At 49.6% G+C, this 12219-nt stretch carries 13 protein-coding genes; all 13 read right to left on the bottom strand.

The genetic code is table 11. The annotated features are described in order from the left end of the window. Positions 1–26: 26 nt before the first annotated feature. Positions 27–1202, bottom strand: a complete 1176-nt coding sequence (locus P22_RS15480) for a trans-sulfuration enzyme family protein (protein WP_054261137.1) — start codon at positions 1200–1202, stop codon at positions 27–29. Positions 1203–1443: 241 nt separating this feature from the next. Beyond that, positions 1444–2793 (bottom strand): nitrogenase component 1, encoded by a 1350-nt coding sequence (locus tag P22_RS15475; RefSeq protein ID WP_054261136.1) that lies wholly within the window; start codon positions 2791–2793, stop codon positions 1444–1446. Next, the gene (locus P22_RS15470; RefSeq protein ID WP_054261135.1) at positions 2786–4333 is read right to left on the bottom strand and encodes a nitrogenase component 1; all 1548 of its coding nucleotides are present in this window, start codon (positions 4331–4333) and stop codon (positions 2786–2788) included. The genes P22_RS15475 and P22_RS15470 overlap by 8 nt, the downstream gene beginning before the upstream one ends. 145 nt (positions 4334–4478) lie before the next feature. Next, positions 4479–5018 carry a CoA-binding protein gene (locus P22_RS15465; RefSeq protein ID WP_235814682.1) on the bottom strand — a complete coding sequence of 180 codons (540 nt, stop codon included), beginning with the start codon at positions 5016–5018 and terminating at the stop codon, positions 4479–4481. Beyond that, positions 4985–6277: an O-acetylhomoserine aminocarboxypropyltransferase/cysteine synthase family protein gene (locus P22_RS15460; protein WP_054261134.1), complete on the bottom strand. Its 1293-nt coding sequence runs from the start codon at positions 6275–6277 to the stop codon at positions 4985–4987. Before P22_RS15460 ends, P22_RS15465 begins: the two co-directional genes overlap by 34 nt. A 4-nt stretch (positions 6278–6281) precedes the next feature. Further along, positions 6282–6719 (bottom strand): cupin domain-containing protein, encoded by a 438-nt coding sequence (locus tag P22_RS15455; RefSeq protein ID WP_054261133.1) that lies wholly within the window; start codon positions 6717–6719, stop codon positions 6282–6284. A gap of 63 nt (positions 6720–6782) precedes the next feature. Next, positions 6783–7910, bottom strand: a complete 1128-nt coding sequence (locus P22_RS15450; protein WP_054261132.1) for a RuBisCO large subunit C-terminal-like domain-containing protein — start codon at positions 7908–7910, stop codon at positions 6783–6785. A gap of 20 nt (positions 7911–7930) precedes the next feature. Then, complete coding sequence (locus P22_RS15445; RefSeq protein ID WP_054261131.1) at positions 7931–9352, bottom strand: PTS galactitol transporter subunit IIC; 1422 nt, start codon at positions 9350–9352, stop codon at positions 7931–7933. Between the two features lie 30 nt (positions 9353–9382). Then, positions 9383–9682 (bottom strand): PTS sugar transporter subunit IIB, encoded by a 300-nt coding sequence (locus tag P22_RS15440; RefSeq protein ID WP_054261130.1) that lies wholly within the window; start codon positions 9680–9682, stop codon positions 9383–9385. 27 nt (positions 9683–9709) lie between these two features. After that, complete coding sequence (locus P22_RS15435) at positions 9710–10159, bottom strand: PTS sugar transporter subunit IIA (RefSeq protein WP_054261129.1); 450 nt, start codon at positions 10157–10159, stop codon at positions 9710–9712. Positions 10160–10378: 219 nt separating this feature from the next. Continuing rightward, positions 10379–11197, bottom strand: a complete 819-nt coding sequence (gene larE, locus P22_RS15430; RefSeq protein WP_054261128.1) for an ATP-dependent sacrificial sulfur transferase LarE — start codon at positions 11195–11197, stop codon at positions 10379–10381. A gap of 29 nt (positions 11198–11226) precedes the next feature. Beyond that, positions 11227–11364, bottom strand: coding sequence for a hypothetical protein (locus tag P22_RS20685; RefSeq protein WP_156319004.1), 138 nt, complete (start codon positions 11362–11364; stop codon positions 11227–11229). A 172-nt stretch (positions 11365–11536) separates the two neighbouring features. Next, positions 11537–12142, bottom strand: a complete 606-nt coding sequence (locus P22_RS15425) for a sigma-70 family RNA polymerase sigma factor (RefSeq protein ID WP_054261127.1) — start codon at positions 12140–12142, stop codon at positions 11537–11539. Positions 12143–12219 lie beyond the last annotated feature (77 nt).

Here is a 12219-nt window from a genome sequence, read left to right as displayed (position 1 = left end):
CTTTGGTAAAAAGCAGCTCTTCTCTGCTATAGCCCGCACCTGGTAAAAGCCTGCTGCAGGTCGGCGATAATGTCTTCCGCTTCCTCCAGCCCGACGCTGAACCGCAGATGACCGTCTTTAAATTCCGGCGGATAAAAATGATTCCGTTCATCATCCGGACCGACATACACCATCAGGCTTTCATCATGACCGATGGAAACCGCCGGAACGATGAGTTCCAGGGAATTGAGAAACTGATTATGGGTAGCCGCATCCGCCTTTAGTCCAAAAGCCAGGACACCGGAAAATAACGACATCTGCTTTTTGGCAATTTCATGCTGCGGATGGCTTTTAAGGCCGGGATAGGCAACAAACGCCACGGCCGGATGGGCCTCCAGAAATTCAGCCACTTGCTGCGCCGTCCGGCTATGCTGCCTCATGCGCAAAGGAAGCGTCACGACTCCCCGCATAATGAGCCAGGCATTGAACGGACTGATTACGCCTCCCAGATTGACCATCGCCTGCCGCTTGATCTGATCAATCAGTTCCTTGCGGCCAATTACGGCACCACCCATGGCGTCACCATGACCATTGATGTATTTGGTTAAACTGTGAATTACCAGATCGGCCCCCATCGCCAGCGGCTGCTGTAAATACGGCGAGGCAAAGGTGCTGTCCACACTGAGCAGCGCACCGGCTGCTTTGGCGATTTTCGCAATTTCGGCGATATCACTGACCCTGGTGGTCGGATTGCCCGGGGTTTCAATATGGATTAACCGGGTATTGGGGCGCACTGCTTTTTTTATTTCTTCCAGGTCGGCGGTATCCACCAGACTGGTTTCCACACCGTATTTATCCGGAAAATATTCGTTTAACAACCGGTACACGGCGATGTAGGAAACATTGGAACAGATAACGTGGGCATGTTGCTCAAGAAAAGTAAAAAACACCCCCGCCAGGGCGGAGACTCCCGTCCCCAGCACCACACAATCTTCCCCGTCCTCCAATGCAGCCAGCTTTTGCTGCAGGTAAATCTGATTGGCGGAGGTATTGCGGGTATAAACCAGTTGATTGGGATCGCTCCAGTTCATGGCGGAGGCATCCTCCGGCAGCCGGTAGCTGTTCGCCATCGTCAGCGGCCGCCGGATGGCGCCGGTTTCCTTATCAATGCCGTTGCCGGCATGAATGCATTTTGTCCGAAAACTAACCTTTGTTTTCTCCATCTTTACGGTAACCTCTTTTCTCTTTCCATTTTTTTACATCCTACTCTGCTACCACCAGTATACTCCTCCCGTTTACCGGCGGCTAGTACGGATAATCCGAAATGAACATTCCTGCCGTCACGACAAAAAAGCTGAAGGTCAAACGAAACTCTCTCGTTTGACCTTCAGCTTCCTGATCAGTCTGGTTATATGATACCATAAAATAGCATTCGCTTCAACTTACCGTGCAAAAAATTACCCGCTACGCGCTGGCGCTCACCGTAGTAGTATAGATTTTTTCAATCAGGGAAAGCGCTCCCCGGTAACCGATATACGATCTGGACAGGACCACTTCATAGGACGCCGGGAAGCCGATTTCCACAATGGAGCCTTTCATTTCCTTGGTTAAATCCCGTTCCCAGGTAGTCCCGAAAATAATGGGCGGTTTGTGGCCAAAATTCGTCCGGCGGAGAATTTGATGAATATGATAACTGTCTTCTTCAAACTCAACATCGGTAGAAACATCCTCCGCAATGCTATGATACTGCTTTCTAATCGCCTCGCGATATTCTTCCGGCGGATTTTCCGTAATAATCTGCTTCCCGGGAATGACCCCCAGCTGATTGACCAGAAACTTGGTAATGGCCAGGTTATAGGCACTGTCGCCGACCACGGCAAATTTGGCCGGCAGTCCCCACCAGTATTCGGCATAAAAATCGGCAAAATCCTCTAAATAACGGTAATACATTTTTTCTTCAGCCTGAATGAAGGCCTCCGTTTTAGCCGGATCTAAGCCGGCGAACTCTGCCACCTGACGCAAAAAGCGGCTGGTTTCCTGCGCACCGATGGGGATAACAGGCACATGCAGAAAGGGCTGCCCGTACTTTTCTGCCAAATGGCGGACGGTCTGCAGCCCCAGCCAGGGAGAAAGCACCAGATTGAACTGGGCCTGCGGAATACGCTTCCACTCGGAAACCCCTTGTGATTCCGTGCCAAACAGAATATTTACGGTAAAACCGATCCCTTCCAGAATCCGTTTGACTTCCGCCAGGTCCCCCCGCCAGAAGGTATTATGATAAGGAAGCAGGGACCACACATTAACCAGTCCCTGCTGTTTAGGACCATCATACGCACCCACATATTGATCGATAATGGCTCTGGTAACCAGCTCATGCCCCGTAAAATTATTCCCCTTAAAACCGCCCGTTTCCGCATAGACTATGGGAACACCCTGTTCCTGGAACTCTCCTACCACCGAACCGACGTCATCGCCCACCAGGTCGGCAATACAGCCGGTCAATACCACGAACAAATCGGCATCCAGGATGGTAAGGGAAGACGCAATCAGTTGCCGCAGCCGTTCTTCACCGCCGAAGACAACATCCTTTTCCGAAGAATTGGTACTGGGGACTACCGCTCCACCGCCATACCCACCGCCCTGAAAGCCGTTATAAAAGCCGACATTCATAAATTGTTTGTCGGCACAGCCGGGCCCGCAATGCACGATGGGAATCACTCCGGGAATCGCGGCGGCACTGTGCATGGCGGCGATGGAGCAGACATAACGGATCTGCTGGATAGAGTTTGTTCTTATGTTTTCTTGATTAGACATTAGCGACTTTCTCCTTTCTCAGTACGGTTGCATCCTTCGCCAGAATGAACGGGTCCTTTTGTTCCAGCCACCATTGTTTATAAGGAAGCTTAGTATGAGCGGCCAGATCCTGGTGAAATTTTTTATGGGCCATAATTTCCAGAATGGTTTCTCCCAGGTTAATGATTCCATGATAGCCTAACGCGTGATGTTCATCTCCCAGCGGAGCCGCCGGGATTCCTAAACGCGAAGCCAGCGGGGCCAGACCGTTATGCCGGATCAGGATGAAATCCGGCTTGACCCTTTGCAGCAAGCCATAGAACTGATATTGCTGGCGGTTGCAGACGCTGAAGACGGGGACGTCGCCATAATGATCAACCAGATGCGCCAGTGAATCCTGCCGGGGGTCCTGGCTGTCATAAACCGGATCGTGATGGAAAACTAATGACCCGTCAACCGCAATGCCCAGTTCCCGCAGTACGGCAATCAACCCATGGGCATAAGCCGAACCGGTGGCCACATAGCCTTTTAAACCCCGGAGTTCCTTACGCAGCTCTGCCAGCCGCGGAGCAATGCGCTGATGTTCTTTGGCAATGTATGCTTCGGCCTGTTCTTCCCGGTGGGTAACCCTGGCTAGTTCCCGCAGCCAGGCATCGGTGCCGGCGAACCCGTACGGCTGCGGCGCCTTCACCTCCGGCACGCCAAACTGCTGTTCCAGAGCGGCGGCCATATACGAAGACAAGGTGTAGCAAAATCCTACCGTCGCCGCCGCTTCGGACAATTGTTCGAGATCTCCCACCGTAGCCAGGTCAACCACATAGTTGACCCGCAGGCCCAGTTCAGCCAGCATCGGCGTAAACACATCGGAGCCCCATAAATTGATGACATTAACCAAGTCCTCTTGTTTCCTGGGATTCTTGCGGACAATCTGGCGTACGATCCCATGCTGCGTCGCGTCAAAGCCCGTACTCCAGTGTTTGGACTTAAACCCCTCGCAATGCAGGGGAATAACCGGAATCGCCAGTTCCTCCTCCATTTGGCTGGCCACACTGTCCACATCATCACCGATAATGCCGGTCGAACAGGAAGTGGAGATGAAGATGGCCTTGGGATGATTGCGTTCCCAGGCATCCCGAATGGACTGACGCAGTTTGTCTATACCGCCGAACACCATATCTTTTTCTTCCAGGTTGGTGCAAATCATGCGTAAATTTTCCACCGGCAGATTGCGCAGCGCCAGACCGTTGCGGTAGATGGAGTTATAAATGACCTGTCCCGCACCGCAGCCGATCGGCGAATGCTGCACCAGTACGGCGTCCCGCACGTTGCCTGCCTGGCATTCCACCATCTGCTCACTGCAAACCGAGCCTTGCGTGAACGGTCCCTGCAATTCGCAAAGAGTACGCGCCTTATCCCTGCCGGCGCATTGTTTTGCACAGCTTTCACCGCGGGCATAGGCAGACTCCCGGGACAACTCGGAAGCTTTGCCGTCCCAGGCAATGATTGTCCCCAGACGCTGTTCGCGGCTTTCCACCACCGGTGTGTCCAGATTGATTTTCATTGTTCTTATCCCCCTTATATAAAATAAAAAGGCTGAAAAGATACTTCTTGTCGAAATATCTCTTCAGCCTTTAGCTTAATAACTAATCAGCATAAACAAACGATACTTATTCCGTTATGGTCACCGATATCCGGCCGTCCGGTATTTAAATAAAGCGGTGCCGGCGCTGAGCCGAAATCAACTCGGTGTTCATGCCTGCTTCATGCAGCCCGCCGCTGTATCTGCCGTGCTCCATCTTGACACAAAGATCCATAACGGTTGCCAAACCGGCGTTACGCGCCTTCTCCGCCGCCTCCAGATTAATAATTTTCAGCTGCATCCACACGGCAGGCAGTTGGCAGGCAATGGCCTCTTCCACAATCGGCAGACAGGCTTCCGCCGGACGGAAAATATCCACCAAATCCACCGGCTGGTCAATGCTCGTTAAAGAAGGATAGCACTTTTCACCGAGAATTTCCTTCGCTCTGGGGTTCACCGGGATAATCTTATACCCGGCGGAACGCAGGTAGGTGGCAACGAAATGGCTGGCCTTCTGGCGCTCGGCCGATAAACCGACTATCGCAATGGTCCGGGTATGATCCAGGATTTTTTGAATTACATCCGGATTTTGATAAAGGGCCTGCTGCTCTTGGGTCAAAGCCGAATTCATATTTACAGGCTGTGAAATGCTTGTTCCAGATCCCATAGCAAATCCTCCACTGTTTCTATTCCCACCGACAGTCGGATGAGTTCCGGTCCTACGCCGGAGCTTTCCAGTTCCTCATCCGTAAGCTGCTGGTGAGTGGTCGATGCCGGATGAATGACCAGACTGCGCACATCGCCGATATTGGCCAGGTGACTAAACAATTTAAGCCGGGCAATAAATTTCTTGCCGGTCTCCCGCACGTTTTCCCCCGGCTGTTTCTTCAAGCCAAAGGAAAGCACCGCTCCTGCCCCCTTAGGCAAATATTTTTTTGCAATACCGTACTGGGGATGACTGGGCAGCCCCGCATAGGAGACCCATTCCACCTTGTCATGATCCTCTAAGAACTGCGCCACTTTCAGCGCATTCTCCACATGCCTGTCCATGCGAATGGATAATGTCTCAATCCCCTGGATAAGCAAAAAAGCGTTCATCGGCGACAGGCAGCAGCCGGTGTCCCGCACCGTTTCGGTTCGCACTTTCATCAGATAGCCATAGTGTCCGAAGGTATCGTAAAATTTCAGGTTATGATACTTAGGAGACGGTTCGGCTATGGCCGGGAAGTCAGAATAATCAAATTTACCCGATTCCAGCACCACTCCCCCCAGGGAACTGCCGTGGCCGCCGATAAATTTTGTGGCCGAATACACCGTAATGGTCGCGCCAAATTCCATTGGCCGGCACAGATACGGGGTTGCCATCGTATTATCAATGATCAGCGGTATGCCATGGCTATCGGCCAGTGCCGCCACTGTTTCAATGTCCAGCACACTGCCGCGCGGATTGCCGATCATTTCGCTGTACAACGCTTTTGTTCTCGGCGTAATGGCCCGTTCCCAGGCATTCAGGTCGGTTGGATCGACGTAATGAACGGTGTTGCCCATCTTTTTTAAGGTATGGGTCAACTGTGTCACCGTTCCGCCATATAAATGCGATGACGCAACCAGTTCATCGCCGGGCTCCAGCAAAGTCATCAGCGCAGCCAGTTGAGCAGCCATGCCGCTGGAGGTAGCTACCGCACCGGTTGCCCCTTCCAGCGAAGCCATCCGTTCTTCAAAAACCGAGACGGTAGGGTTGCTGATGCGCGAATAAATATGTCCGTACTGCTTTAGATCAAATAATTCGGCGGCATGGTCGGCATCATAAAAAACAAAAGAAGAAGTCTGATAGATAGGAACGGCACGAGCTCCGGTTTGCGTATCCGGAACATGCCCGGCATGAATCATGCGGGTATCAAAGCCAAACCTGCGTTCCGATGACATAGTATCAGCTCCTTATGAATGCAGCCACTTCAGGATTCTTCCGCAATTCCTGCAAATCCTCATCTGTCGGCAGTTTTGATTTATCCCGTTCCACATTGACCAGACACAGGAATCCCAAATGATCTCCCCGGCTGGCTTTAAACTGATGCCAGGTATTCGGCGGTACGGTAATCACATCATTTTGATTAATGGCGTGAATGGAATCGCCCAGGAACACTTCCCCCTTACCGCGTAAAATCAGTACCAAATGCACATGTTCATGGTATTCCAATGAAGAATAGCCGTCCGGCTGCACTTCAAAATAACGCAATTGACAGGGCAAATCGCCCAGGCCGTTAAACAAAATCTGGCGGGTGATGCTTTTAAAATTCGTCCCCGTTTCCTGATAGGCCAGTACCGATACGTCTTCCCACTTAAAATCTCCCGTATGCCGGGTTATCATACGTCATTTCCCCTTTTCCTCAGCATTGTAAACTTTATTTTATCCTCTTCTTTTACCATGTTGTCATTCCAGGTTGTCAACTAATTGGCGAAAATGACGGCAATTGGCCACCAAGTCCGTCCCTTGCTTAAACAGGCCGCCGCCCATCAAGAAGACAACCTCCTTGCCATATACCTCCAGCATCTCCGGTACTTTTTCCATCGTCATACCGCCGCCGGGGCTGGGAAATATCGTTTTGATATGCCCCATAGGAACCTGTGTTCCGGCGGCAATACTCCGGCACTCTTCCCGGCTGAAAGAAAACCGTCCGCCAAAGTTGGGATAAATGACCGCATCAGCACCGGCCAACCGGCTGATCTGTCCATACAGCGCATAGTGCGCTATCCCCATTCCCTGATTCACTGCCGTGACATAACTTCCCTGAAAGGCAGGATGACTGAAAACAGGCAGCGCCAGAGTGTCATCCTCGGCCAGATAACGCATGGTATCCAAACCGGTTAACGCCGGGGAAACCAACAGGCCGCCGGCTCCGGCTTCCTTGGCAAAACGGGAACGTCCGCTAATTTCCTGAAAAGCGGCGGTGACATTGGGAACGTAAATGCTACGCCGTCCGGTTTCCTTGTTGGCTTTTTCGACTGCGGCCGTACAGCGCAAAACGCGTTCTTCAAAGGGTGCAAATACTTGATCGGAAAGGCCATGGTCGTCTTTAATGATATCAATGCCTCCCAAAGCGCATTGATAAGCCAGTTCTCCCAGTTGTTCAGCAGTCAGCCCCATCGGCTTCAACGCAACAAACAGCAATGGGCGTTTATCAACCTGCAGCAGTTTTCTAAGTCCTTCACGGCCGTAGCGCGGTCCTTTAAACGGCGCCAGCAGCGCCGGAGGCAAATCCAGCTTTTCTACCCGTATACCCGGCTTAATGCTGATATTGCCGAAAACAACGTTTAAAAACTGAGTCAATTCATAAGCTGTGATTTCAATAGCGTAACTGATAGCGACCCGGTAGCCGTCAGCCGTTTTTTCAAAGGATTCGATCCGTCCCAGAATCTCGTCCCTGATCAATCCGGGTCCTAAGAGTTCCGCCGGATATTCCACCGTTTGTTCCACACAAATATCCCGGGCTTTGGCATAGGCTTCCTTCTCACTGCCGGTAAGAAAGTAAGTTACTATAAACCGTTCTCCTGAAATCATGGAATCTCCTCCTTAGTGCTTTACACATTTACACTGGTAGCCACCGTTTCTTTTTCCTTATCGTTATTCGCGTTTTCCAGATAAGTATGAATTTGTTCTTTATTTTTCTTAAACCAGAAATAAAGGATAAAATACAGGACCAACACCCCGCCAATGATCACCAGGTTTTGGCTTAAAAAGGCAAGGAACAGCAGCCCCATGAACGGATGAGCCAAAATACCGAAGCTGGTAACCATGACTCCGGCAGCCGGGATTTTCACGCCTACCTGGGTGGCCACCTCCGTAAAGAGCGGCGCCGTATAGGAGCACATGTACAACCCTAAGGCAAACCAGATGGCGCCGGAAATAATGCCCTTGACGATGTTGCCGTTGGATACGGCGATGACCACCTCAATCATAAACGGCAGGGCAATCAGGTCAACCATCGGCAGCGTGGTATTTCCCGGCAAAACCAGTGCCAGAATAACCATAACCGGAATCAGGATAATACCAGTAATCAAGGTCGCCGGTTCGCCATAACCGGCAGCATCGTTAACCGCCAAATACCATTCCCGGCTTTTTATGCCGCTTTTGGCCGTCTTTTTGCTGGCTTCCGTTAAAGGCATAAAAGCGGAAGCAAACACCCCGGCCACTTTGGGGAAAATATTCATTACGGCAGCCGTACCGATCGCCAGGGCCGTGATTTCACCCCAGGCCTCTAGGGTTGCCAGCCGGGTTAAATTACCCATGACCCCCAGGAAGATCCCCAGTAAAAATCCTAGAAACATCGGTTCGCCTAAAAAGCCCAGTTTCTTTTGAATCCCTTGTGGATTGACGTTAATTTTATGTAGTCCAAACTGATTTAAAACCCAGTTCATAGCAACCGCGTAAGGAACCGCTTCCAGATGATGCGGCGCCGTCATGGCGCAATTGGGATAACCATAATAGGTTGACCAGCGTTTGGCCAGAATTTCGGAAAACAGCAAAATATACAGGTTCATAACCACCATGCAAAATACGGCCAAAATCATATTGTCCGTCAACAGATAAATTAAAGAACCCCAAACCATAAAAGAATAATTATTCCAAAGGTCCCCCGGCATAAAAATATTGGTCCATTTTAAGAAAAACAGCGCAATTTGGATTAATAAGGCCAAACCAATAAAAACCATACCGACTTTGGTGGAATAACCGACTATGGCCGTCGTCTGCCAGCCTAGGTCCATAACCGGCAAGTTGACTCCCGTAATCTCCACCATCCGCTTAACCACAGGGGCCACAACCGGAATATAAGCTCCAATCAACATGTTAAACCCGGTTAATCCGATTCCGGCCAGCAAGGCCGCATTAAAAGCCTGCTTGGGTTTTACTTTTAAAAACAATGCCACAAAATACAGTACGATGGGTACGAAAACAGCCGCCCCGAAGGTATCGAACACCTGCTTCAGCACTTCAAAAAACATCGATTATCACTCCCCTATTTCCAGTTAACATTAAGCTTCTATCGCTTTAATGACTTTGAGTGCCTCTTCCAAAAATTCTTCCTCGCCAAAGCCGGTCAAGAAACCGACAGCATTGATCACCGGGATATCAAATTCTCCGGAAATCGGGCTGGTATGGGCGATAAAATCATATGTACCTGATAATAACGCACTTTCCACTCCGCCCGGATTAACCTCTACGGTCACAATTTCATATCCGGCTTCACCTAATCTTTCTTTCAGTTTTCCCGACACCATGGCTGAACTGACCGTACCTGAACCACAAACACTTAAAATTTTTATTGGTCTCATTCCATTCATCTCCTTACTATATGTTTTCTATAAGGCAGCCAGCAGCCGGCAAACCTCTTTTGAGGAGGCTGCATCCTTTAATTGTCTGAGCAATTCCTGATCCTGCAAGGTATTCATTAATTGCGCCAATACGGCAAGATGGTTTTCCGCTTTATCTACGGCCAGCATAATAACAACTTCCACCGACAGTACCGTGTCCAGTGTCCCCATCATGTGAAAGGGTACCGGTTTATCCAGTATACCTACCGCAATGGCGGGCTCAGATACATGACTGCTGTCGGTATGCGGAACAGCAATGCATAACCCTGCACCGGGAAGGCCGGTAGGACAGCTGCGCTCTCTTTGCACAACCGCTTCCTCATAGGAGGCTTTCACTTTTCCTTTTGCAAACAACCGGTTCGCTAATTTTCGCAGTACTTCTTCTGCAGTACCGGCTGCTAATCCTAATTGAACCAACTCTTCATCGATAAGGCTCACTCCCTTCACCTCCTTTATATCTAAACTAAGTAAAATGTATCTTTGCCCTTCTCGGCAGACATAACCCCCAGCCATCTGCCCGGCAGACAACAAAAAAGGCTTTAGAAAAGAAGTGCGTATCTTTTCTAAAGCCTCTAGGTTCTCTAGTCAGCTGAAAATTATGTTATGGTTAATAGTATCATAGGAACTGCTTCGACGTCAATACCGGCCTATTTAAAATTATTTTGTCTCCAGCACTGCATTCATACTGCCGGTACGATAGCCCTCCAAATCAACCGTCACGAACGTAAAGCCCAGTTTTTTCAGTTCCTGGCTGATTGCTGCCGCTTTGTCCGGACGAACCAGCAGCGGAATGTCCTCCGGCGCTACCTCAATCCGGGCCAGATCGCCATGATGTCTGACCCGGACCTGTCCGGAGCAGATTGTTTTTACATATTCTTCGGCCAACTCCACTTGTCTCAGGCGTTCGGCCGTAACCGGCAAACCATAGACAATCCGGGAAGACAGACAGGCCGCACTGGGTTTTCGCCAGGTAGGCAGACCCCATTCTTGGGAAATGAGCCGGATCTCCTCTTTAGTCAGACCACACTCCAGTAAAGGACTGCGTACCGTTGCCATTTCCGCTACTGCCTGCATTCCCGGACGATAGTCAGCCACATCATCCGCATTGGAGCCTTCCAGGACCCAGTGAAACCCTCGTTCTTTAGCCCACTTGGCAATGGCCGTAAACCGTTCTTTTTTGCAATAGTAACAGCGTCTTTTGTCATTTTGAACAAAATCAGCATTGTCCAGTTCACTGATATCTACCAAAACATGGCGGATTGCCAATTTTGCCGCAATCCTTTCCGTTTCACGGCGTTCGCTTTCCGGAAGCGTCTCCGAACAGGCGGTCAGGGCAATGGCCCTGTCATCATACAGGGCCTGCTTGGCAGCCGCTGCTAAAAACGTACTGTCCACGCCTCCGGAAAAAGCCACGACCACACTGCCCATATCCTGAATCATAGCAATTAATTTGTTGACCTTTTCCTGCACATTCATCTTATCACCTTACCTTATTTCATATTAGTCTATTCGTGCAGTCCCAAACCGGCGACCATTAATTTCTGCCCCACCGAAGCCCAGGAACGTTTGGCAAAAACCATGGGCACCTTTTGCGCTTTGGCTGTTTGTTTAATATTTTGAGCGGTAGTGTGGTTAACATTCACCTCCTACCTGCTGAAGGATAAACAGAGGCCGGAATCATTGACGGACATCAATGGTTCCGGCCTCCGGTTTTCCAGTCGGTCGTATCACAATGTTTTTTTACAATATCTTGATATTATCATAGCGTGTATACCGTTATATGTCAATCAAAACCTCTATAGCGGTCACTTATCTTTATCTCATTCTGGGGAAATATATGGCCAGTTTCTTTTTCGCCCGCTGTATGGCATTGTCCACCATTTTATGGTCAACATTTAACTTCTCCGAAATATGCCGCTGTTTATACCCGATTATGTACAGCTTCATAATTTGCCGTTCGTTATGAGACAGACGCATATCAATAATTTTCATCATCCGTTCGACCGTCTCTTTATCAGCCAGTTTGGCGAGCGGGTCGTCCTCGGTTCTCTCTACAATCAGTTTGTCCATCAGTTCCTTTTTATTCCCATTTTTCTCCTGATACTCGCTAATATACTGTAGAGAATACGCACGATTAGCAATCTTATGCTTCTCACGGTTAGCCATCTTTATAGCCGATTTCATCATATTTTTAATATTAATGATGGCAATAATATCAAAACTGTATTTTCCGTTTTCATCATAACGCCTTACCGCTTTATATAAACCGAGCAGTCCCCATTGGTATAAATCATCCGCATCCCCCCCCGGTAAATAATATTTGTTAGCATAGGCATAAATACAATGACTGAACCGTTTTACAAGGCGATTAAATTCTTCATCAATTAGTTTTCCTGAACTATCAAAGCAACTACTCAGCATAATGTCCCTCTACATTTTTTAATAGAATCCCATCCGACAAACATCCTGAACCTTAAAATAGGCGCGATCAGCCATAT

It is taken from the genome of Propionispora sp. 2/2-37 (assembly GCF_001298735.1).
In the GTDB taxonomy this organism is placed as follows: Bacteria; Bacillota; Negativicutes; order Propionisporales; family Propionisporaceae; genus Propionispora.
This window is presented reverse-complemented; position numbering and strand designations above follow the sequence as displayed.

Excerpts from the sequence above, each read along its gene's own strand:
- P22_RS15480 (WP_054261137.1), bottom strand. The coding sequence starts at position 1,202 with ATGGAGAAAACAAAGGTTAGTTTTCGGACAAAATGCATTCATGCCGGC.
- P22_RS15475 (WP_054261136.1), bottom strand. The coding sequence starts at position 2,793 with ATGTCTAATCAAGAAAACATAAGAACAAACTCTATCCAGCAGATCCGT.
- P22_RS15470 (WP_054261135.1), bottom strand. The coding sequence starts at position 4,333 with ATGAAAATCAATCTGGACACACCGGTGGTGGAAAGCCGCGAACAGCGT.
- P22_RS15465 (WP_235814682.1), bottom strand. The coding sequence starts at position 5,018 with ATGGGATCTGGAACAAGCATTTCACAGCCTGTAAATATGAATTCGGCT.
- P22_RS15460 (WP_054261134.1), bottom strand. The coding sequence starts at position 6,277 with ATGTCATCGGAACGCAGGTTTGGCTTTGATACCCGCATGATTCATGCC.
- P22_RS15455 (WP_054261133.1), bottom strand. The coding sequence starts at position 6,719 with ATGATAACCCGGCATACGGGAGATTTTAAGTGGGAAGACGTATCGGTA.
- P22_RS15450 (WP_054261132.1), bottom strand. The coding sequence starts at position 7,910 with ATGATTTCAGGAGAACGGTTTATAGTAACTTACTTTCTTACCGGCAGT.
- P22_RS15445 (WP_054261131.1), bottom strand. The coding sequence starts at position 9,352 with ATGTTTTTTGAAGTGCTGAAGCAGGTGTTCGATACCTTCGGGGCGGCT.
- P22_RS15440 (WP_054261130.1), bottom strand. The coding sequence starts at position 9,682 with ATGAGACCAATAAAAATTTTAAGTGTTTGTGGTTCAGGTACGGTCAGT.
- larE (WP_054261128.1), bottom strand. The coding sequence starts at position 11,197 with ATGAATGTGCAGGAAAAGGTCAACAAATTAATTGCTATGATTCAGGAT.
- P22_RS15425 (WP_054261127.1), bottom strand. The coding sequence starts at position 12,142 with ATGCTGAGTAGTTGCTTTGATAGTTCAGGAAAACTAATTGATGAAGAA.